Origin of the sequence: Psychrobacillus sp. (genome assembly GCF_032154225.1) — a bacterium.
Taxonomy (GTDB): Bacteria; Bacillota; Bacilli; order Bacillales_A; family Planococcaceae; genus Psychrobacillus.
Genome location: NZ_JALDYF010000012.1, coordinates 40,330 through 62,942 on the forward strand (window position 1 = coordinate 40,330; position 22,613 = coordinate 62,942).

Here is a 22,613-nt window from a genome sequence, read left to right on the forward strand (position 1 = left end):
CTTTACTAATAGACGATGCACCAACCCAGTACGTTTTACTTTATGTAATTTTTTTATGAGCCTATAACATAAGCGAATTATATATTTCTCCTATAATCCCCTCCATTTGATGAACCCCTAATTCTGTATTTGTCATGATAACTGCACCTTTCTCTAAAATTGGAAACGCCACCATCATACATTGAAAGCTTACTCCCCAACCTAAAGATGTAATTTCGAGCTCTTTTTCCGACCCCTCTAAAAATACACCTAGTCCAGTCCAATCCTTTCCTCCTTGTGGAGTTATCATTTTTTTTGCTAAACTTGCTGAAATTCCAACCTTACTTTCTCCTTTTAGCGCATTCATTAATTCAATAACCAACAGGGCTAGATCCAAAGAAGTTGTCCATAATCCAGAAGCCGCTGGGTATGGATATATAGGATATTTCCCTTCTACTAACTCACCGTATTTGTTATGACCACAAGAAATTTGTTCCACTTTCATTTCTGAAATGGATGTATCTAATGAGCTGCCTTCCATCTTTAATGGATTAAAAATAAGTTCGTTCATAACCTGCTGAAAAGTTTTTTCGGTAACGTCTTCTATAAGTTGCTGAATGATACAAAAACCTGCATCTGAATAGTGAAATTCACTCTTAGGCTCATACTTCACTTCAATGGGAGCTTTACAATAAGGCGTTTTTCCCTCTAATAATTCAGCCATAGAAGGAATCGATCTAATCGAATTAAGTTCAGAAAAACTATCTTCAGGATCTATAATTCCAGATTGATGACTAAGCAAGTTTCGTAATGTAACTTTGTTATTTTTAGTTAAATCATTTTCAGGTACTTTCCACGCTATAAGACAATTGTTTACATCTTCATCTAAATTCAGAAGGCCTTGTTCTGTTAACTTCATTACCACCATTCCTGTAAGGAACTTGCTAATTGAACAAGCATTGAAAATAGAATTTTTATTAATATTATTATCGTTTCCTGCTTCTAGAAAACCGTAATTTTCTGTAACACTGATTTGACCATTCTCAATTAATGTAATGCTTAATCCTTGTACATTATAGTGTTTCATACGTTCTTGAATGTTTAGATTTTTTAATTTCATATAATCCTCCTAAATTTGGTAACATTTATAGAATTATAACACGAATGCACGTTCTTTTTATGTGAATTCAGATAATTTATTAATGTTGAACAAACTCCCTCTTCGGTACAATAAGCCCAACACAACAAAGAGCGTTAATCCTTCTTGGATCAACGCTCCGATAGTACATGGAAAGCTTTAATTAATTAGGTCTAAATAATAGTATTTTGCATCTGCTAATGAACTATTTAAATCAAGAGACGTTACCAAGATAAAATATAGTGCAATACTTACAAATACAACAATAACCAGTGCGAGGTCTTTATGTATCTTTTTATTTTTCTTGTACAGTATTAACCCTGTTAAAACAACAATCAAAAAATAGGATGTGGATAGGATTAATTTTATCATTTCAAGATTACTATCACCGACAGCATGCATAAATTTTTCCAAGTCTTCTTTATTGTTCTCGTCTTCTTGAATTACTGATATGTTCCCCTGATATCCAATCTTCCAAGTATATGTGTTTTGTTCTTTTATTACTGTGTACTGATAACCTGCTGCTTTTTTTTCCGCTATAACAAATGCTGAACTTGCAGCCACATTTTGAACAACTATAATAAAAAATAGAATGGTCAAAGAGAGCATTACTAAAAACTTTGCTTTCAAGTCTATATCTCTCCTTTCATAAAATAATTTGTACAAAAACTAACTAGCCCTGTTGGTTCAATTAGAGCTTACCATTAAGGCTTCCTCTAAAATTATTTTTGAAAGTTCATGGTCATTAATTACGAATGGTACTTCAGAGGGTTCAACCCAAATGCGAGAAATTGATTCATGCCCACGGAGAAAAGGTAAGCATTCTGTTACATCCATTCTAAAAAAAGCTTGATAAGCTATCAAAGGATATTTTCCTTTTGGATCAAATGATGGATTTTCTTCATGGCTTACTTTAATTGAACCTATGTATTTTATTGTTCCTTTTACATATCCCTCTTCATACGTTTCTCGTAGTATAGCTTCCTCCACTTTCTCCCCGAGTTCTAAGTGTCCGCCTGGATAATTAAACCCTCTATGTTTTATATGAGCTAACAGGACATTCCCATCTTTCATGCACACGGCATGAACACTTGTAACTTTTTGGGATTCAGTTAACTTCATTCTTGGTATCCAAGTAAGTTTCACATTATTTCCACCCCAATCGACAAAAATAGTCTGCATATATTTCACTCCTTGTTTTATGTATTATAAATATTGAATCATCTAAGCTAAGTGAATAGTTGTGACACTCCATTGTTAACCTTTTACATATTAATAGCATCTACATTACTATGAAAACTGACTTTTATGTGCTTGAAGTGCCAAAAGCTTCCGCTCCCAAAAATCATCCACATTTATAAATGTATTTGGGTGGTTAGTTGTATAATAGGCTATTGCCTTAACACGATGTACGTTTAACCCATCTTGAAGTTGGTCAGGATAAGATCGTGGGTTTCCGCTCGTTCGGACTGCAAAAGAAGCAACTTTTCCAGTTACAATATGATCAATATGTGTTTCATAGTAAAGCCATGGATCAACGGTAAAAATAATCTCAGGACGAATTTTCCGAATAACACCTACTAACGCTTTTCTTAATTCTTCGTTATCAAATAAGTGACCATCTTGAAATTCTAACCAATGAAAATTTTTTACGCCTAATATAGCACCTGCTTCCTTTTGTTCCTTTCGTCTAATATCAATTACTTGGCTTGTCGATAAGTTGGTATCATAATTTCCCGAACTTCCATCAGTTACCGTGAGATAATGTTCTTCAACCCCTTGTGCCACAAGATTGGCAATTGTCGCGCCAGCACCGATCTCATTGTCATCTAGGTGTCACTGAATATCATCCGTTTCACCTCATTGTTAAAATTGAAAGAAAATCTGATTTCCTTAAAGTAACGTATCTGTAAATACAATAAGAAATACCATCACCTAACCCTAATAGATATTTTCCACATTACTTATACGAAAATTTTTTCAAGCCTCTTCAGCGACTCATTACTACAACCATTCTTAAAATAGGACATAAGATATTCTTTAGAGTCTTCTTTATCTAAACTAACAATATCTATGTCATTTCTAATAGTCCAAGAATCATAAGTCTCGAAAGCTGTACTGCTCCAACCATTCTTTTCGCCTTCCGCATTTTTCTTCTCTTGTATACCTGAAATTACAATGTCCATTGATTCTTGTAATTCTAATAATGCATTGTCAAACACCCTTTTTTTGTCCTTCTCTTTTAGCCCCGCCTTTACTCTTAATGCCCTAGTGTCTATTCCTTCCGCTTGCCTAATTATTCTATATATATCAAGCGCTTCTTTTGATACAGTTCCATTAAAATAACGTTCCTCAACCGACTCAGTATAGCCTAGAACCTTTTTTACATATGGAAGAAGATGACGAGAAATCAATACCGATTTTTTCTTAATGAACTTACCGTATGCAGCAACCCCGTCTGTTGAAAATTTTGTTCTCCAAATCCAAGGGTCAAACTCTGATTCAGAATGCCAATACTCTGGTAAAGTGATCGTATTTAAAGAAGGTAAATCAGGTATTAATGTTGCGAGTGGAAGTAAACCAATCTCTTCTATCACATCCAAGGCTTCCTCATATGTTTTCACTTTATATTCCATGGATTTGTTATCTCCCTTTTTAAAATTTGTCATATATCTAATTTCTAAATTCAAAGTGGATTTCCCTTTACAATAAGTTCAACAAAAAGGAGCATTAATCCTTCTTGGACTATCGCCCCCGTTTTTTAAAAACTAAAACCATATTCACTATACTTAATAATAAAACACCAAAAAACAAATAGAACAAAATTGGATCTCCACCAGATGGAACTTCATCCGCTATATATCCTGAAATAATCTAGTAGATACACTTATTACTTCTTTCTGATTTTAAGTGCTTTAGCAACTACATAACCTGTTACTAAAGCGTCCCACTAGTCGAATAAAAATTTTAGTCATTACCTTCAATTAGTTTCGTTTTAGTGAAAATTCCTGCAATGATTGTGATAATTCCACCTAACAATAGAAGAAGATGAAAAACAATTAAAGAACCCGTTCCTTCTAATTCATGAATCACCTTAGTTTCGTGTAACAAAGGCAGGGTTAACGGATACGTCAAAACTGATATCATTAAGACTACTCCAGTGATTAATCTATTTTTCTTATTCCTTTTAGTTAAGTTTAAAGAAAAGGCAACAATTGCATATGCCAATATGATAAAAATGGTTAGTACCATTTCAGGCTACCTCCGTTTTCCAGTAATATTTCTCGTTAAATAAAACTAAAAATTCAAACCCTTTGTAATACATACGTTAAACTAACCAATTAAGTTCCAATTACGGAAAGTTTATTATTGAACTAGACTCTTAAGCATAAAAAAAGAGCATCAATTCTTGTCGAATCGAGGCCCTTGTCTAAATCTTTAACTATATAGGTTAGTAATCATAAGGTTTAACGATAGAATGTGATGATCAATTTACTTCTTTCCTTGCACTTCTATCACTCTACGTTTTAATTGGAAAATGTGGGTTTAGTAGAAATTTTAACGCATTTAGTTGGAGAAAGTTTTAATAGAGGGATAGTCTGAAAGCTTCCGACATCCTCCATTGGATTGGAGCGAAAGAAGAGGCGACACCAGAGGGAAAAGGGCGAGCTTAATACCCTGGACTAAACGAATCGGATGAAGGCGTGCCCGCTTCCGCCTCTGTAGCGTAAATCCCTGCCAAAACCAGTAAAACTCACTTTATAAAAAAGGTGTATACAAAAAAATCCTTCCCAAGTATAAACTGGAGAAGGATTTTTATATTATAGTTTATTCAATTCAACAGCAATCTTAGCTCCAACAACTGCATTGTTATATACTAATGCAATGTTTGACTCTAAGCTCTTACCTTCTGTTAATTCTTTTACTTTACCAAGTAAGAATGGTGTAACGTCTTTTCCTTTAATACCGTTTTCTTCCGCTTCTTGTAAAGCTTTTTCAATAATAGAAGTAATATATGCTTCTTCCATTGAATGCTCTGCAGGAATTGGATTCGCAATAATTGCTCCACCGTTCAAGCCTAATTCCCATTTCACTTGTAACATTTCAGCAACTTCTTTTGGCTCATCTAAGCGGAAGTTTGAATCAAACTGACTAGTTGCAGAATAGAACGCTGGGAATTTATCCGTTTTGTATCCAACTACAGGAACACCTTTTGTTTCTAAATATTCAAGAGTTAAACCAATATCTAAAATAGATTTCGCTCCAGCACATACTACCGCTACATTTGTAGAAGCTAATTCTTCTAAATCAGCTGAAATATCCATAGTTGTTTCAGCACCTCTATGCACACCACCGATACCGCCAGTAACGAACATTTTAATACCTGCAAGCTCTGCACAAATCATTGTAGTAGCAACAGTTGTTGCACCGATTTCTTTTGAAGCAATTACATATGCAAGATCTCTTCTAGAAGTTTTTCTAGCATGTCTGCTTGTCCCTAAAGTTTCAAGCTCTTCTTCTGAAAGACCAATTTTAATCTTGCCATCCATAATCGCAATTGTTGCTGGAACCGCACCGTTATCACGAATAATTTTCTCTACTTCTCTTGCCATTTCAACGTTTTGTGGGTAAGGCATACCATGTGAAATGATTGTTGATTCTAATGCTACGATTGCCTTTCCTGCTGCCATTCCTTCTGCTACTTCTTTTGAGTATGTTAAATATTGTTTCATACTGTATATTCCTCCATTTCATTATTTAAAGTAATTTTTGAAAGCTCTGTTCGAACAGTTTCTGCTGATTGCAAAGTTTTACTTGCATTCATCATACCTGTATTTACTGCCGTTTTCATATCTTGTCCATCTATCCAAGCATGGAGAGTTCCAGAAACAAAAGCATCTCCAGCGCCTGTTACATCTACAACATGATCCACTTGAATAGCTGGAACATGCGCTACCGCTTCTTCCGTGTCACTAAAATACATAACACCTTTACTTCCATTTGTTATAACTACATTCTTAACGCCTTTTTGCACAAACGCTTCTGCTGCTTCTTTCCACGTTGTTTCATCTATTATTTTCACCTGTAAATAAGTTTCAGCTTCATCTCTGTTTATAATGAGCCATTCAATCCCATTTAATGAATCCGGTATTCTTTCCATTTTTGGAGATGATACAGGAATAATAGCCAACGGTACATTGTTTCCAATTGCAAGTGTTTGTAAATATTGAAGTACCTCTTTCGTACAATTCATATCCACGATAATTAGTTGAGCGTTCATCAAATTAGATTCTTGCTTTTTCATATATTCCACAGTCAATTGTTCATATATTTCCATATTAGCTAATGCAAAAAGCATTTCACCTTGTTGGTCTAATATAGCGGAATAAGTTCCTGTAGAATAATTTGCTAACTTTTCTACAGAATATAAATTCATCCAATTACTCGATGTTTTTTCTATAATTTGATACTCCATATCATTACCTACTACTGTTAACATACGGACACTATGCCCAAGTCTTCCAATATTTTCGGCAATGTTTCTTGCTACTCCACCAACACTTTGCATACTTATTGTTGGATTGGAAGTGCCCATTTGCAATTCTTTTTTCACGATGTACTTTCGGTCTACATTCGCACCGCCGATGCAAATAACTTCCTTGTTTTCTGGAAGTATGTAAGCCCTTCCAGTAATCTTCCCATTTTTAATCAACTGAGAAATAGTGTTTGCTACTGCTGGCCTCGACATTTCAAGCGTATTTGCTATTTCTAGCTGTGATGCATAAGGATTTTTTTGGAGATATTTTAAAATTTGGAGTTCCTTTGGTTGCATTTACTATATCCTCCTTTCTATTTCAAACTTTTGTTTTATTATAAACTTTTGTTTTGTAAAAGTCAAAACAAAAACGCTAACAACAAATTAAATTTGTCATCAGCGTTTTTATTATTGTGGTGAATCGTTTAATGTTCCATCCTCAAGTACACGTGGTTGTATTAATACTTCGACACGTCTATTTTGTCCACGACCTTCTTCTGTGTCATTAGATGATACCGGCTTAAATTCGCCATATCCTTTGGCACTAAAATAAAGAGGATCTATTTTTTCTTTGTCTACTAATATTTTCAAAAAGTTAACCGAACGCATTACGCTTAGTTCCCAGTTGGAAGAATATTCATTACTTGAAATCGGTATATTATCTGTGTGCCCTGTAATTACAACATTTCTTGGTGGGTCAAAAACTAGTAAAGAAGAAATATCTTCGGCAAGCCCTCTATATTCTTCTTTTACTTCCGCTTTCCCCATATCAAACAAAATGCTGTCTCGAATCGTTACAAGAAGTCCATCAGGAGTTAACTTTGTAGCAAATTGTTTTTCTAAAGCATGTACTGCAATATATTCATCAACACTCGCTTGAATTTCAGACAGTGCTTGTTGATCTTCTATATATGCAGAACTCTGCTCTTCACTTGTTTCATTCGGAGGTAAGGGTACTTCCATAGGTGATGGCTGTTCCATTAAGCCTACTCCACCATCAAATATTTGATTGAACACTTCAGACATTTGTTCAAGTTTTTGCTGATCAATTGTACTCGTTGAAAATAAAACGATAAATAGAGCAAGTAAGAGTGTTAAAATATCTGCGTAAGGAATCAGCCAAGATTCATCAATATGCTCTTCTTCTCTGTGCTTTTTATGCTTCTTTGCCAAAGCCAGCCTCCCCGCTTTCGCTCAATATTTTTTTACGATCTGACATTGATAAATAAGAAGCTAATTTTTGTTCAATTACTCGTGGGGCATCTCCTTCTAAAACTGAAAGGATACCTTCAAGCATCATCGTTTTTTGACGTACTTCTTGTTTCGATTTACGTTTTAATTTGTTTGCAAATGGATGCCAAATTACATATCCTGAGAAAATCCCCATAAGCGTTGCTACAAAGGCTGCTGAAATAGCATGTCCAAGCAAATCTATATCGTTTAAGTTTTTCAAGGCTGCGATTAATCCAATTACCGCTCCTAGAACACCAAGAGTCGGTGCATATGTACCAGCTTGAGAGAAAATTTGAGCTCCACCAATATGTCTCTCTTCTAGAGCGTCAATTTCTTCCGTTAGTACATCTCGGATATAATCAGCGTTTTGTCCATCAATTGCTAGGGTTAATCCATTTTTTAAAAAAGGGTCATCTACATCTGTTATTCTACTTTCTAATGCAAGTAATCCTTCTCTTCTAGCTAAATCTGCCCAGCTCGAAAATATTTTAATAATTTCCTGATCATCTGCTAATTTTTTATCTTTGAAAAGAACTCCAAAAAGCTTTGGTACACGCTTTAACTCTCTCATTGGGAAGGCAATTGTTACAGCTGCAATTGTTCCAAAAATAATGATTAATATTGCTGCTGGATTTAAAAGAGCATCCGGCGTTACTCCTTTTAGGTACATTCCAACTAATAAAGAGACAAATGCAACTATAAGACCAACAACTGTAGATATATCCATTCTCTAACCCCCATATTCTATTTCCTTACTTTATTTCGGCTAATATATTATTATTTTAATCCTAATCTTCTATTGTCACAATATTATTTCAACAAATATGAACAAAATCTGACATTATATAAAATATCTTAATTGAAAAAACTCTCATAAAAATGATAATATTAAAATAACTAATAGAAGGGAAGTATGTAAATGACAACTTTTAATGACAATCTTGAAAAATATGCAGCACTTGTAGTTGAAGTCGGAGTTAATATTCAACCTGGCCAAAACTTATACATAGCTACGTCCATTGATAGCGTAGGGCTTGCCCGTTTAATAACGAAAAAAGCATATGAAATCGGTGCTAACCAAGTATTTGTGGACTTCTCAGACGATGAAATTACTCGCATGCGCTATGATTTAGCTCCTCAAGAATCTTTTGAAATTTTCCCTTCATGGAAAATTCAAGAACGAGAATTACTTGCTGAGCAAGGTGCAGCATTTTTATCTATTATAAGCCAAAGCCCTGATCTTTTAAAAGGTGTAGATACAGTTAAAATTTCTGCATTCCAAAAAGCGACAGGTATTGCAATGAGCAAATATCGTCAATATGTACAATCAGACAAAATTAGTTGGTCCGTTATCGCTTCTCCTTCAAAAGAGTGGGCAAAGAAGGTTTTTCCAAACGTTGCAGAAGAGGAACAAGTTTCATCTCTATGGGAAGCTATTTTTAAAGCCGTGCGAGCTGATTTAGAAGATCCAGTAGCGGCGTGGAAAGAACATGATGTTTTATTGCGCAATAAAGTAGATTACTTAAATGATAAAAACTATACAAAACTTCACTATACTGCTCCAGGAACAGACCTGACAATCGAGCTTCCAAAAGGACATCTATGGTGTGGTTCAGGTAGTGTCAATGAAAAAGGGGAAAGCTTCATGCCAAATATGCCAACGGAAGAAGTATTCACCGCTCCATTGAAAACTGGTGTAAACGGCTATGTAGCAAGTACAAAACCATTAAGTTACGGCGGCAATATTATCGACAATTTCACTATTACTTTTGAAAAAGGTCGAATCGTAAAAGTAGAGGCTGAACAGGGCCAAGAAGTACTTGAACATCTTGTTGCAACGGATGAAGGTTCTCACTATTTAGGAGAAGTTGCATTAGTTCCACATGATTCACCAATATCTAATTCTAATTTATTGTTTTACAATACTCTTTTTGACGAAAATGCATCCAATCATTTGGCAATTGGTAGTGCTTATGCTTTTTGTATCGAGGGCGGGAAAAAAATGAGCCGTGAAGAATTAGCTGAAAATGGATTAAACGAAAGTATCACGCATGTAGATTTCATGATTGGTTCAAATGATATGAATATCGATGGAATGAAAGAAGATGGAACTTCAGAACCTGTCTTCCGTAATGGTAATTGGGCATTTTAACTAATTCTAAGTAGATTTCTATATTATTCTACTTACTTTTTATATAACTTTAAGCTATAATGTAAGTAATATAACTAGTGAGGTGTTTACCAATGGGTTTATTTATAGTTACAGTTCTTGGTTTCTCAGTGTGTATCGGCATTGTTGGTTTTACAATTATGCATTACGTTGCTATTCCGATGAATGCACATGATTCAGTTTCAATAGATCCAAAGCCGTCTAAATAATACTAAGCAACCGCAAATTTGCGGTTGTTTTTTTATGGAGAAAAGCAACAATTTCTTTTACATTTTTAAGCCATGTCACTCTTTCTCTTTTTCCTTTCATTTAAGCAACAGAAACATAACGAAATGATTACAAACAAGTACTAACTAATCATTTCCACTCCCCCTTCTATGCTCATCCTCCCACTTTCCTTTGAAACAAATGTAATTTTCCATAATGTAACAAATAAAATTATACTCTTTATCGTTTATACTTGATGAGTATGATTAAATTGGAGGAATATACATGTTTTCAAACACACATATTGGAATAGATTTAGGAACAGCAAATACATTAGTATATACAAAAAACAAAGGCTTACTTATAAATGAACCAACAGTTGTTGCAATAAATACAAAAACAAAAGCAATTATTGCATTTGGCGAAGAAGCGAAAAATATGATTGGTAAAACGCCAACAAATATCGAAGTCATCCGCCCATTAAAAGATGGCGTTATTGCAGATTTTGATATTACAACACAATTACTGAAACTGCTTATGCAAAAAGCAAGTAAGAAACTTGGTACTTCTTTAAGAAAACCAACTGTCATTGTTTGTACTCCTTCAGGTGCTACATCTGTTGAACGACGAGCAATACAAGATGCCGTTAGACAAAGTGGAGCAAAAGAAGTGCAACTTATGGAAGAACCTGTTGCAGCTGCAATAGGTGCTGGTCTTCCAGTCCATGAACCTGTTGCTAGCATGGTCGTTGATATAGGTGGCGGGACAACAGAAGTAGGTATTATCTCTTTTGGTGGTGTAGTAGCATCTAATATAGTAAAAGCTGCTGGAGATAAAATGGACGAAGCGATTATTCATTTCGTTCGAAAAGAATATAATGTCATAATAGGTGAACCAACTGCTGAAACGATCAAAAAAACAATCGGTCATGCACTAATTCCCCATACAGTCGAATATATAGATATCCGCGGAAGAGATGTCATGACAGGATTACCTAAAATCATTAATCTCTCTTCTATACAAGTACAAGAAGCACTTAGAGAATCACTCGAAACTATTTTAACAACCATTCGAAATACACTAGAAGTTAGCCCCCCCGAGTTAGCTGGCGACATTGTGGACTATGGTGTTGTGTTAACAGGTGGAGGAGCACTCTTGAAAAATATAAGCGAGTGGCTATCCAATGAAATTGATGTTCCTGTTCATATTGCCCCTGAACCACTATATTCTGTGGCCGTTGGAACTGGAAAATCGATTATCGTGCGCAATCAAAAACAAAGTATAGCTAAATAATTTAACCGAATTAGAGGAAATTTTACTCCTTTTCATATAAAATAATAAAAGTAACATATGAAGGAGGAGTTCCATGTCTAGTTTAAACGATTTATTAACATACAATAAATACTTTGTAGAACACAAGTTATATGAGCCTTACTTAACAACAAAGTTCCCAGATAAGCGAATCGTCATTTTAACATGTATGGACACACGATTATTTGAGCTGTTACCAAAATCAATGAATTTTAAAAATGGTGATGTCAAAATTGTAAAAAGTGCCGGAGCTGTTATTAACCATCCATTTGGTGGAATTATGCGTAGCTTAATCGTCGCTGTTTATGAACTTCAAGCAGATGAAATATATGTAATCGGCCATCATGATTGTGGCATGAGCGTTATTGAAACAGATAAAATTGTGGAAAAAATGACTGCAAGAGGCGTCGATCCTCGTACTTTTGAAATACTAAAACATTCTGGTGTAAATCTAGATAACTGGCTAGAAGGTTTTTCGGATGTGGAAGAAAGTGTTCTACATAGTGTAGATATGATTAAAAATCATCCTCTAATGATTAAAGATATACCTGTCCACGGTTTAATAATTGATCCCGAAACAGGCAGGCTTGACCTAGTTTCAGATGGAACTATCAACAAATAATTGATTATTTCCCGGGAAATCGACAATAATAAATACAAAATGCCGAAGCGTTGTTTTGACAGCGTTTCGGCATTTTCAAATTCAAGAAATTTTGTTGTAAAAGGGACTAATTAGACAGTCCCGTTGCGATTGATCTATTATTTGTAAAGATTGAGATCGATCGATTCAACCGATTATTCGTGAGATTCGACCGATTATCTGAGTTATTAGACCGAATGAGTCTTTCTACGACGAGTATCCGCAGCATAATAAAAAACTTATTACTCCAAATGGAATAATAAGCTTTTTATCGAGTTATTTATTCGCTCAAGCAACGTCTTGCCCTTTCAAAAATCTTCGCTAAGACTAGCATACATATAATGATCTTCCCATTTTCCATTAATGTATAAAAGCTTTCGTAATAGCCCTTCTCTTTGGAAATCATTATTTTCCAAAACTTTAATAGAGCCTATATTTCTTGGTGATACATATGCTTCGATTCGATTTAATTGGACATTTTCAAAACCAAATTGCTGCACAAGTTTTACCGCCTCGGTCCCAATCCCTTTTCCGATAAACTGTTCATCAATCGAATACCCAATAAGTCCACTTGAAAAAGGCATTCTTTTTAAACTATATAAGGACACATTTCCAATGATTTGTTCCGTTCCATGAGCGAAAATTCCAAAACTATATTCTCTTTTTTCCTGCATGAGCATAAGTGTTTCACGGATTTTTTCACGTTGAACCGTCGCAGTATAATAGTCATCCCGATGTAATGGTTCAAATACGGACCAAAAATGTTTATTTCGATACACTAAATCGGCTAGAATTGGTGCATCTTTTACAAGTAATGTCCTTAAATAGCACGTATCCCCCTCTAAGTAGATCAAACATCTTCACCCTTTTGCGTTAGTTAATTGGAGAAACTCTTTTACATCTTGAATACAAAGGTCGATTCCTTTTATCCAAAATGCCTCTTTTGTAATATCTTCATCCAAATGCTTCATCGCTAAATCTTCTACCGACATTACAGCAGTATCTTGAAGAAGTGCAATATATTTTTCTTCAAATTTTGCACCTTCATTGATTGCCTTCGCGTAAATACTTAAAGAGAATAAGTAACCGAATGTATACGGGAAATTATAAAAAGGTACAGATGTAATATAAAAGTGCAATTTTGAAGCCCAGAAATGTGGATGAGTCGTTTGCAATGCATTTCCGTAACCTTCTTGTTGTGCTTCTTCCATTAGTTCATTTAGTCTTGCTGCCGAAACGATACCATTTTTACGTTCTGCATAAAACTTCGTTTCAAAAAGGAAACGTGCATGAATATTCATAAAAAACGCCACACTTCGTTGAATTTTATCTTCTAGTAAAGCAATTTTTTCATCGTCTGATTTTGCTTCTTTCACCGCTGCATCTGCAACAATCATTTCTGCAAATGTAGAGGCAGTTTCAGCTACCCCCATCGCGTATTGACGATTCAACCAATGTACTGGTTTTAAAGCATATGAATGGAATGCGTGTCCTAATTCATGAGCCAGTGTAGAAACGTTTGACATCGTTCCACTGTACGTCATAAAAATACGTGATTCTTCTGAAACTGGCATTCCTGTACAAAAACCGCCTGGACGTTTATTTGGGCGGTCTTCCGCTTCAACCCAGCCATTTTCAAATGCATTTTTTGAGAATGCTTCCAATTTTGGACCAAATTTTTTAAAATGCCTCAAAATAAATTCTGCACCTTGTTGGAAATCCATTTTCACTGTAGACGCACTAATAGGTGCATCTAAATCGTACCAATGCATTCCTTGTTCCCCTAGCATTGTCGATTTAGCATTCAAATATTCGACGAACGGTGCTTTATTTTTTGAAATTGCACCCCACATTGCATCTAATGTTTCTTGTTTCATTCGATTAATTTCTAATGGTTCTTGTAAAATAGAATCCCAGCCTCGTTTTTCATATACTGCCAGGCGATAACCAGCTAGGTGATTTAACGTTTTTGCGAAAAATTCTTCTTTTTCTGTCCATGCTGCTTCCAATGTTTCAAAAGAGTCTTTGCGAATTGCTGCATTTTCATGAGAGCTTAAATTATTTGCTTGGCCTACAGAAAGTTCTTTTTCAATGCCATCAACTGTCACTTTAATTTTAATATCTCCAATTAACAAATCATACATTTGTCCCCATGCATGGTAGCCATCTACACCAAGAGCTGTAATCATATCTTCTTCTTTTTCAGATAGTAGTTTCTTTGATTGATCTCTTAGTTCGTTTAGCACGAATGAAAATTGTGCAAGCTCTTCTGTTTGAATAAGTTCATTCCATACTGTATCATCTGTTTTACTTAATATTTGTTGAACTGCCAGCATTTCAGAAGAAAACTTAGCGTATAGTGTTCCCATCTCTCCTTGAAGAAGTGCTGCTTTCTTATCTGTCGTATCTTGCGCTAAAAAGCAGCCAATTACTGCTCCGGCTTCCGATAAGTTTACGGCAACATCTTTTAATTCATTTAGTATATTTTCTATTTTATGTACATCTTTTACAGAAATAGGAACCGAAAAATCATTTAGTTTTGCTTCAAATTCTGCAAGCTTTTCTTTCACCCCATCTAAATGATTTCTCAGTTCTAGTGAATCGCTTCCACCTTTAAAAAAGACATTTAAATCCCAAACAATTGGATATAAACTTTTAGTCATTTGCTTTTTTCCCCCTACTATTTTTTTCTGTTGAAAATATAGTATAACATGTTTCTCGTTAATTAATTATTCTGTTTTCAGACACGAAACATTCATAAAAGATAATTGTAGAAGACATATTTCAAAGGTATACTAAGATATGAGGAGGGACAGTATGTTCAAAATAGCCCTTTTAATATTTAGCTTAATAAGCACAATTACAATAAATCTACTTGCCAATATACTTCCATTAAATAACCATACAACACAAGAAATTGCGTACAGACTTCCTGCGCTATTCATGCCTGCTGGCTATGCCTTTTTCATATGGCTCTTCATCTATTTGCTACTAGCATTTTGGGTTTGGAATATCTTCAAAGAAAATTTACATGGTCAAACTATTTCATTCAAACAAACAATATTATTCGTTTGTAGTTCCATTTTAAATATTCTTTGGGTGTTCCTTTGGCATTACGAATTATTCGCATGCTCGTTTGTTGTTATGTCTGCTTTACTTGGAATATTATTTTTATTGTACAAAACGTATCCAACCGATGAACAATCATGGAAAAATCGACTACCAATTTCTATTTACTTAGGATGGGTATTTGTTATTACGATCACTAATTTTGATTATTTAATTACTTTTTACGAGTTTAGTGGTTGGGGAATTACTAAATCACTTTGGACCGTTATTTTCCTTACAATAGCTGCTGCTAGTGCTTTACACTTCCGTTATCATTATAACGATCGTTCCATCGTATACGTGTTTATTTGGGCTTTTATAGGTATAGCAGTCCGCCATCAGCTCGATGAATTATTAATTGCTGCTTCATCTATATTTTTAAGCTGTGTCTTAATAGTAGGAATCATTTTCATCAAAAAAATGCCTCGGAAGGATTAACTTCCAAGGCATTTTTTTATGTCTAGACTCCAGGCGCCAGCCGCTCGAGGTCAAATGCCAATTCCCTGTGGTGGCTGAGGAACTGCCTCCTCGGGAATCGTCATTTGCTTTTCGCGGCTAAGCAGGCGCCTTCCGCTTTTCTTAATCTAATTTTGTCAATAAAATCGGTGCATCTTTCGTCACGATAATTGTATGCTCAATTTGAGCAACTAATGATTTATCTGGCGTAACAAATGTCCAACCATCACCTGATTCTACGATATGATCTGATGTTTGTGATATAAACGGCTCTACTGCAAGAACCATACCTTCTTTTAAAATCGTTGGATCCCAAGCATCATAGTAATTTAATACATGCTGTGGAGCTTCGTGTAGTGATTTACCAATCCCATGCCCAGTTAAGTTCATAATGACATGTAAACCATTATCTTTCGCTTCTCTAGCGACTGCCTTACCAATTTGATTTAATCGAGATCCCGCTTTTACTTTTAACATCGCACGATTAAATGCACTTTCAGCTACAGCACATAATTTCTCTTTTTCTTCATATCCTTCACCAACAACAAAGGAAATTCCAGTGTCTGCAAAGTAGCCATCACATGATCCTGACACGTCGATATTTACTAAATCACCTTCTTGAATCACACGTGAGCCTGGAATACCATGTGCTACTTCTTCGTTTACACTAATACATGTGTAACCAGGGAAGTCATACTCACCCATTGGTCCAGAAACAGCTCCTTTTTCTTCAAAAAGTTTGCCGCCGAGTTCATCAATTTCTTTTGTCGTTACACCTGGTTTTGTCGCTGCTTTCATCGCTTCTCTAATTTCTGCAACGATTTTACCAATTTTTTTAAACGCTTCTAATTCTTCATTGTTTTGTACAATCATCTTTAAAAGATCCCTTCTTCATTTGAAATGTACAATAATCATACCATAAATACTAACGATTCGGCAGTACAAGACGTGGCGCTTTCACGAACAGCACAGTACAAATAAACGCCGCAAGTAAAAATACTGGAATCATATAAGTAGAATTATAGACTAATGAATATAGAATGACATTTTGATCTCCCGCAAACTCTCCAAAAAATAGAATACCTGAAAGTGTATGCGCAAGATAACGAAGAAAAGCTGCGATAAGCGTTCCTCCAATTACAGCAAACGCCATTTTTTTCGTATCTTTATTTTCAAATGCTTGCAGAAATGCCGGTCTTAAAAATCCAGCGAATCCAGCAACCATAAATGCTATAAAATAATCAATTGCAACTTGCAATATAACAATTTCAAAAGAAAGTGGAGCTGCATAAAAACGACCTGTTACAACTTGTAATAAGCCGATTAAAAATCCTGTAACTAATCCAGCCGCAATTCCTCGACGAAATGCTATTAATATAACCGGCACAAGTACAAATGTAACCGATCCACCTTGTGGCATACCAAACCCAATCATATCTAAAACATATCCAAGAGCTGCAAAAATAGCAATCTCAACTAACAATAATACACGTTGGTTTCTCATAGTAATCTCCTTTTTTGGCCACAAAAAAACGACATCGGGGATAGACCCAGACATCGCGCGATTGTCAGTTTCCATCCACATCCCTACGCAAGCATTAACTTACAGGTTCGAAGGGTACTATCTCAGCCGCGTAAGCGACGCCCCTTGTGGTTGTTTTGAATTATTTAGTTCGAGTTCATTGTAGCCGAATAAAATAAGTAATGCAACCCCTCTCTTTTCATTGGTATACTTATGAAAATATTATTTCACAAAGGGGTCGCTGAAATGATTGAGTTATTGAAAGATTTAATTCGCATAAAAAGTGATGATGTAGAAGGTGCAAACGAAGCGCTTTTATTTTGTAAAGAATGGCTTGAACAACGAGGTATCATGGCAACATTATATGAAAATGAATCACATCTTATGCTCGTTGCTGAAATTGGTAGTGGAGAAGAATGTGTTGTTTGGAATGGTCATGTGGATGTTGTTCCTGGAAATGATTCGCAATTTGAGCCTTATATAGATGATGACTTTTTATATGGTAGGGGTTCCGCTGATATGAAAGCTGGAGTTGCGGCCATGATGGTTGCTTTTTACGAGCTTTCAAAAGTATCCCAGACGTTAACGAAAAAAGTGCAGTTACATATTGTGACCGATGAAGAAACTGGAGGAGATTTCACTTCAAAATATTTAGTAGACAAAGGATTCACTGGAGATTTTGTCATTTGTGGTGAACCAACGCATTTACATATTGGCCTTCAAGCGAAAGGCATTATTCAATTCGATGTACATGTAAAAGGGAAATCTAGTCACGGTAGTCGCCCATGGGAAGGTGTGAATGCAATTGAGCAAGCATTTACGTTCGACAAAGAAATGCGTAATTTATCCTTTTTAACAGCTAGTAACGCATTTTATGATTATCCTTCATTGAATTTGGCAAAAATACATGCAGGCGCAAGGTATAATGTCGTTCCTGACGCTTGCATTATTAGCTATGATCTACGCTTTGTACCTGGACAAGTAGAAAAAGAAATAGTAAACGAGATTCATCAAATGGCCGATCAACTTTTCCCAGGAACTATACTAGTTGTTCATGCTACTGCACCTGCAGTAACAACTTCTGAAAACGATCCATATGTAGCCAAATTACATTCGGTTACTTCCGAAATAACAAAAGAACCAACAAATCTTTTCGGACAACATGGTTCAGCTGATACTCGTTTTTATGCAGAAAAAGGTGCTGGCGCAATTGAATTTGGACCAAGCGGCGCTGATTGGCATGGAGAAAAAGAATATGTATCTATTTCTTCTGTAGAAAAATATAAAAATATTTTAGTTTCTTTTATCGTAAATTGAAACCAACATCTCTTTGACACGTATATAAAGATAACTAAACGAAGAGGAGATTATCCAAATGGAAAACAATAAAATCTTGTCGTCCCTTTCTTATTTCAGTATATTGTTCGCACCTTTTATCCTTCCAATTATCGTGTTCTTTGTTTCGCAAGATAAAGATGTCAAATATCATGCAAAACGTTCTGTTATTTCGCATCTCATTCCTGTTATTTTAATGGTTATTGCATTTATTGGAATGATTACAAGTATGTTTACATTCTCTGCAACGTCAGCTTATGATGATTCGTCTTTCTTATTTGCAGCTGCTCCAGCTATCTTTATGCTAGTGTATTTTATTATTTATGTAATTGTACTTGTTTGGAATATCATTCAAGGTGTTAAAGTGCTAAGATAAACGTAAATGTTAGGAGCAATCAGAATGAAAGTAGCAAACCTAGTAAAAACTGCAGTAAAATTAGCGCCGATCGTTTATCCGATTATCAAAAAAGTAATTAAAGCGAAAAAAGTAGGGAAATAAGAATGACTGTAGACAAACTCAAAGAAACTTGGGTTTGCCTATGGTCTTTTTTTTATTGAATATTCATGACAACAGTTTATAGACCAAGTGTGCAACATTCTTTTCCTACTTACAATTGATATGTAAGAATTAATTGCTCACCTATTGCTCCAATTCTTCTTTCACCAGTATCACGATAGCCAACCTTTTCATACAATTTTTGTGCAGCAATATTTTTTTTATTTACTACCAATGTAATTTCATTGATATCTAAAAAGAATTCGCGAATAAATTCAGGCAATTTATCCATCCCTGTTTTTGCATAGCCTTTTCCTTGTTGCGAATGATTAATCGAGAGCGCAGTTAGCAACAAAGCTTTTGGATTAGTAGTGTAATCTTTTACCCTCTGACTCGAATGAAGTATAAAAAAACCTACAGGTATTTGATTAGATAAAATTACGATTGGATACTGATCAACAGTATTATTCGCTTCTTCCATTTTATCAACAGGTAATGCAGTAAACATTGCTTGTTCTTCTGGTAAATTAAATTTGCGCAAAGTTTCTTCGTACTCACTCTTATAAAAATCTAATACGACATGGTTACTCTTATCCATAAACAATCCCCATTTCTATCTAAATACACTTTTATTTTAAACTAAAAGAACGTACGTTTGCAACAATATTTAAAAACTCCCCTGCGACACAAACAACTCAAAATTGTTTGTGTCGCAGGGGACGTACACTAACTAAAAGTGAAAATCTTCAATTTCCAATTAATCTAATTCGATAATAGGTTCTCAAAATTGTGAGTACCAATCCAATGATGAAAACGATCACCAATAAAATCATCACAGCTGGCCAAAGACCGAATGCATCTATTATGGTTGAACTATTATTTTTTAATGTTGGAACAACAAATAATAACCATCCGATACCTACAACTGGTATCAGTTGCGGGATTAAACGCAGCCAGAATTTCCAAGCTACGTGCTGGTTACGTTTTTCCACCCACTTTTTACTTCTTCTTACACCTCTTATTCCTACTATCAAGTAAATCAATGTGATAGCACCAAGTGATAAATCTATCATTTTAGGTAGTGGAGATTTCATTTCTGCTTCTTGTCCTTCAGTCAATTGTATAATATTAGGACTAATCTCATATGGATGTTCGAATGTAGTCGTAAAACTATTCAGCAAAACAGCAACTGCATAGCCGCTACTTGGAACGATATCTTGCTGGGATTGAAATGTAGAGATTGAACCACTATGAGATATACGAGCTGGCTTCACATGTGGAGAGCTCAATGACCAACCAAGTCCATATTTTTTAGCTCCAGATTGTGGTGAATAGGACTCTTTTAGTAACTCTTGTGATAGTAATTGCTCTCCTTTTTCATTTTTCCCGTCGTTCGTATACATAGCTAACCATTTCCCCATATCGCTAGCAGTCGTAAAAATACCTCCTGAACCACCGAACATTTTTTCAAGCTCGGTCCATGGCATCGCAGTACCAAATAACGTAACATATCCCTGAGATATTTCTAATTCTTTTGTAATATCCCCAGAGTTAACTACTGAGAGAGAATCATTCATCCCGAGCGGTGAAAACACATTTTGTGTTAGGTAGTCATTAAATCCTATCCCACTAATTTCTTCTACTAAATAAGCTAATGTCCAGTAGTTTGCATTACTATATAAATACTTTTCTCCAGGCTTGGATTGTAGTTTCCAATCATGAAGACGTCCAACACCTTCTTTTAAGGTATTCGATGGTCCTACAATGGTAGGATTCGGTAGTCCTGATGTATGACTTAACAGTTGACGTACAGTCACCTGTCCCCACCTTTCATCATCTACTACTAATTCTGGAAGATAACTTACAATAGGTCATCCAGTTTAATTTTTCCATCATCAACCAATTGTAAGACAGCGAATGCAGTAAATGGCTTCGCACCTGAGGCAATGCCAATAATAGACTTTTCCGTTAGTGGATTTCCGTCAGAATCATGACCAAATCCCTTTTCATATAATACATTCCCATCCTTTATGACTACGATAGCTGCACCAGGTAGTCCGTTTTTATCGATATAATTTGTTACATACTCATCAACCTTTGTTGTATCGAACGATTCAGCTGCCTGGACAGCTAAAGGAACATATGACAAATGAATGGGAATAATCAACATTAATAAAAATATAACAACTTTATTTATGAACATATTTTTTACCCCTTTCTTCATTTAACTATTTAATTACTCAAGCGCTTTCTATTCACAAACGCTGGATAATTCGGTACCCTTTACCCGAACGAGATTTACCTCCCATTTTTCTAACATGAATTGTGCTTTGTAAATAAAGTCTGACGTGTTTATTTACACTAATCAAACGGTGAGATTTTTTATCCTCGTAAGTCTTTTTAAAGTAATTGTATTCATTTAACAGTTCAATATTTGGGTCAACTTTATTGTATTTACATTGTCACTATATCCAATACTGCTGAATAATCTCCTCCTGAAATAAATTGGTTATTGAAAGGGTAACACAAAATATTGCAGCTATGTTTTAGCAAATGAAAATTCTCGCAGGGACGTAAAAAAGCTGTCTCCTAAAAAATAGGAGACAGCTTTTTTAAATATATGGCCTTAACTCAGTCAGCGACAAATAATGATCAAAACCTTCCACCCTTGAAACTGGTGACTTTTCCTTCTCTTTTTGTCTATTCATAATCTCTTCAAACGTTAAAGGATTCGGTGCCGGTAACTCATTTGCCTGCACTTGTAATTTATTATCAAACTGATTAAAAAACGCATTTGCGAACAATCGATAGCCTTCCATTGTCGGATGAACATCTACAGAATTCGGCAATAAATCCTTTGCATTTAAACCAAATGATTCCTCAACAGACACATAAGTTGCCCCATTCGCCTCTGCTTGCTTTTTTAAAATCGCATGAAGCATATTCAATTCTTTATGAATACCATGCTTTTGAGACTCGCGAACATGCGGATAGGCAAAATAATAGCCCATCACATACACTTTTGCCTTTGGGGCTACCGTTTGTACCTCTTGAATAATATCTTCAATATTTTTACGCACATTATTTAACGCAAAATCAGCATGAATTTGTTGATAAGCGACTGAGCCACTCGACGGATTTACTTGAACAAGTCTCAACAAATCGTTCGCCCCTGCCGAAATAGTAACGACCGTTGCATTTTTAAGTAACTCCTTAGCTTCCGGAGTTCGCACAGTTTTTAATACGTCTGCTGTTGTATAGCCAGGAAATGCTAGTGCCTTCGAATAAAATGCTAACTGATTAGACCTAGTTAATTCCTGAGCGATTAAATCTGAATACCCAGCATCAATTGCTCTATTCGGTGTTTGACCTGCCGCAAGTGAATCCCCTAAAGCAATATATACAATAGGCTCCTTTGCCTGTGCAGTCATCGACGTAGATATAACGACTAAAATGACGAATGCCGCTATCCATTTTTTCAT

The 22,613-nt window shown here is 35.3% G+C and carries 22 protein-coding genes, 2 pseudogenes and 1 riboswitch; of the genes and pseudogenes, 7 read left to right on the forward strand and 17 right to left on the reverse strand.

All coding sequences use genetic code 11. The features are described 5' to 3' along the window. Positions 1–61 precede the first annotated feature (61 nt). The 10 genes and pseudogenes from RUH95_RS14800 to motA form a co-directional block, all read right to left on the reverse strand. Positions 62–1,099, reverse strand: a complete 1,038-nt coding sequence (locus tag RUH95_RS14800) for a serine hydrolase domain-containing protein (protein ID WP_313893665.1) — start codon at positions 1,097–1,099, stop codon at positions 62–64. A gap of 177 nt (positions 1,100–1,276) precedes the next feature. After that, positions 1,277–1,747 carry a hypothetical protein gene (locus tag RUH95_RS14805; protein ID WP_313893666.1) on the reverse strand — a complete coding sequence of 157 codons (471 nt, stop codon included), beginning with the start codon at positions 1,745–1,747 and terminating at the stop codon, positions 1,277–1,279. 57 nt (positions 1,748–1,804) lie between these two features. Beyond that, entirely contained in the window at positions 1,805–2,299 is a 495-nt protein-coding gene (locus tag RUH95_RS14810) for an NUDIX hydrolase (RefSeq protein WP_313893667.1), read from the reverse strand. A gap of 108 nt (positions 2,300–2,407) precedes the next feature. Then, positions 2,408–2,941 (reverse strand): annotated as a pseudogene (locus RUH95_RS14815) (PIG-L deacetylase family protein); the annotation flags it as partial. A gap of 140 nt (positions 2,942–3,081) precedes the next feature. Continuing rightward, positions 3,082–3,807, reverse strand: a complete 726-nt coding sequence (locus RUH95_RS14820) for an AlkZ-related protein (protein WP_313893668.1) — start codon at positions 3,805–3,807, stop codon at positions 3,082–3,084. Positions 3,808–4,084: 277 nt separating this feature from the next. Further along, positions 4,085–4,369 carry a hypothetical protein gene (locus RUH95_RS14825; RefSeq protein ID WP_313893669.1) on the reverse strand — a complete coding sequence of 95 codons (285 nt, stop codon included), beginning with the start codon at positions 4,367–4,369 and terminating at the stop codon, positions 4,085–4,087. A 569-nt stretch (positions 4,370–4,938) separates the two neighbouring features. Then, positions 4,939–5,850 carry a pseudouridine-5'-phosphate glycosidase gene (locus tag RUH95_RS14830; RefSeq protein ID WP_313893670.1) on the reverse strand — a complete coding sequence of 304 codons (912 nt, stop codon included), beginning with the start codon at positions 5,848–5,850 and terminating at the stop codon, positions 4,939–4,941. Continuing rightward, complete coding sequence (locus RUH95_RS14835; RefSeq protein WP_313893671.1) at positions 5,847–6,950, reverse strand: PfkB family carbohydrate kinase; 1,104 nt, start codon at positions 6,948–6,950, stop codon at positions 5,847–5,849. The genes RUH95_RS14830 and RUH95_RS14835 overlap by 4 nt, the downstream gene beginning before the upstream one ends. Before the next feature lie 111 nt (positions 6,951–7,061). After that, positions 7,062–7,826 (reverse strand): flagellar motor protein MotB, encoded by a 765-nt coding sequence (gene motB, locus RUH95_RS14840; RefSeq protein ID WP_313893672.1) that lies wholly within the window; start codon positions 7,824–7,826, stop codon positions 7,062–7,064. Beyond that, the gene (gene motA, locus RUH95_RS14845; RefSeq protein ID WP_313893673.1) at positions 7,810–8,613 is read right to left on the reverse strand and encodes a flagellar motor stator protein MotA; all 804 of its coding nucleotides are present in this window, start codon (positions 8,611–8,613) and stop codon (positions 7,810–7,812) included. Before motA ends, motB begins: the two co-directional genes overlap by 17 nt. A 192-nt stretch (positions 8,614–8,805) precedes the next feature. Here motA and RUH95_RS14850 point away from each other — a divergent pair, with 192 nt between their 5' ends. The 4 genes from RUH95_RS14850 to RUH95_RS14865 all read left to right on the forward strand — a co-directional run bounded on the left by RUH95_RS14850 (position 8,806) and on the right by RUH95_RS14865 (position 12,196). Beyond that, positions 8,806–10,038, forward strand: coding sequence for an aminopeptidase (locus tag RUH95_RS14850; RefSeq protein ID WP_313893674.1), 1,233 nt, complete (start codon positions 8,806–8,808; stop codon positions 10,036–10,038). Between the two features lie 92 nt (positions 10,039–10,130). After that, a complete protein-coding gene (locus tag RUH95_RS14855; protein ID WP_313893675.1) occupies positions 10,131–10,265 on the forward strand; it encodes a hypothetical protein in 135 nt (44 codons plus the stop codon). 283 nt (positions 10,266–10,548) lie between these two features. Beyond that, positions 10,549–11,556 carry a rod-share determining protein MreBH gene (mreBH, locus tag RUH95_RS14860; protein WP_313893676.1) on the forward strand — a complete coding sequence of 336 codons (1,008 nt, stop codon included), beginning with the start codon at positions 10,549–10,551 and terminating at the stop codon, positions 11,554–11,556. Between the two features lie 73 nt (positions 11,557–11,629). Then, complete coding sequence (locus RUH95_RS14865; protein ID WP_313893677.1) at positions 11,630–12,196, forward strand: beta-class carbonic anhydrase; 567 nt, start codon at positions 11,630–11,632, stop codon at positions 12,194–12,196. A 326-nt stretch (positions 12,197–12,522) separates the two neighbouring features. On the opposite strand, the gene RUH95_RS14870 is transcribed toward RUH95_RS14865, so the two are convergent. Beyond that, on the reverse strand, positions 12,523–13,068 hold the full coding sequence (locus RUH95_RS14870) for a GNAT family N-acetyltransferase (protein WP_313893678.1): 546 nt from the start codon (positions 13,066–13,068) through the stop codon (positions 12,523–12,525). Between the two features lie 6 nt (positions 13,069–13,074). After that, positions 13,075–14,877, reverse strand: coding sequence for a M3 family oligoendopeptidase (locus RUH95_RS14875; RefSeq protein WP_313893679.1), 1,803 nt, complete (start codon positions 14,875–14,877; stop codon positions 13,075–13,077). Positions 14,878–15,031: 154 nt separating this feature from the next. Here RUH95_RS14875 and RUH95_RS14880 point away from each other — a divergent pair, with 154 nt between their 5' ends. Next, positions 15,032–15,760: a tryptophan-rich sensory protein gene (locus tag RUH95_RS14880; protein ID WP_313893680.1), complete on the forward strand. Its 729-nt coding sequence runs from the start codon at positions 15,032–15,034 to the stop codon at positions 15,758–15,760. Between the two features lie 141 nt (positions 15,761–15,901). Here RUH95_RS14880 and map read toward each other — a convergent pair whose 3' ends face one another. Both map and thiT read right to left on the reverse strand, forming a co-directional pair. Further along, a complete protein-coding gene (gene map / locus RUH95_RS14885; RefSeq protein ID WP_313893681.1) occupies positions 15,902–16,651 on the reverse strand; it encodes a type I methionyl aminopeptidase in 750 nt (249 codons plus the stop codon). A gap of 52 nt (positions 16,652–16,703) precedes the next feature. Next, positions 16,704–17,282, reverse strand: a complete 579-nt coding sequence (thiT, locus tag RUH95_RS14890; RefSeq protein WP_313893682.1) for an energy-coupled thiamine transporter ThiT — start codon at positions 17,280–17,282, stop codon at positions 16,704–16,706. A gap of 63 nt (positions 17,283–17,345) precedes the next feature. Continuing rightward, positions 17,346–17,437: riboswitch (TPP riboswitch) on the reverse strand. 109 nt (positions 17,438–17,546) lie between these two features. Between thiT and RUH95_RS14895 the strand changes: the two genes are divergently transcribed. Both RUH95_RS14895 and RUH95_RS14900 read left to right on the forward strand, forming a co-directional pair. Further along, on the forward strand, positions 17,547–18,617 hold the full coding sequence (locus RUH95_RS14895; protein ID WP_313893683.1) for a M20 family metallopeptidase: 1,071 nt from the start codon (positions 17,547–17,549) through the stop codon (positions 18,615–18,617). Between the two features lie 58 nt (positions 18,618–18,675). Beyond that, positions 18,676–19,011 (forward strand): magnetosome magnetite crystal formation protein family, encoded by a 336-nt coding sequence (locus RUH95_RS14900; protein ID WP_313893684.1) that lies wholly within the window; start codon positions 18,676–18,678, stop codon positions 19,009–19,011. A 232-nt stretch (positions 19,012–19,243) separates the two neighbouring features. Here RUH95_RS14900 and RUH95_RS14905 read toward each other — a convergent pair whose 3' ends face one another. The 3 genes and pseudogenes from RUH95_RS14905 to RUH95_RS14920 form a co-directional block, all read right to left on the reverse strand. Continuing rightward, positions 19,244–19,729 carry a GNAT family N-acetyltransferase gene (locus RUH95_RS14905; protein WP_313893685.1) on the reverse strand — a complete coding sequence of 162 codons (486 nt, stop codon included), beginning with the start codon at positions 19,727–19,729 and terminating at the stop codon, positions 19,244–19,246. Between the two features lie 148 nt (positions 19,730–19,877). Further along, positions 19,878–21,355, reverse strand: a pseudogene (locus tag RUH95_RS14910) (serine hydrolase domain-containing protein). A gap of 388 nt (positions 21,356–21,743) precedes the next feature. Next, entirely contained in the window at positions 21,744–22,613 is an 870-nt protein-coding gene (locus RUH95_RS14920; RefSeq protein WP_313893688.1) for an SGNH/GDSL hydrolase family protein, read from the reverse strand.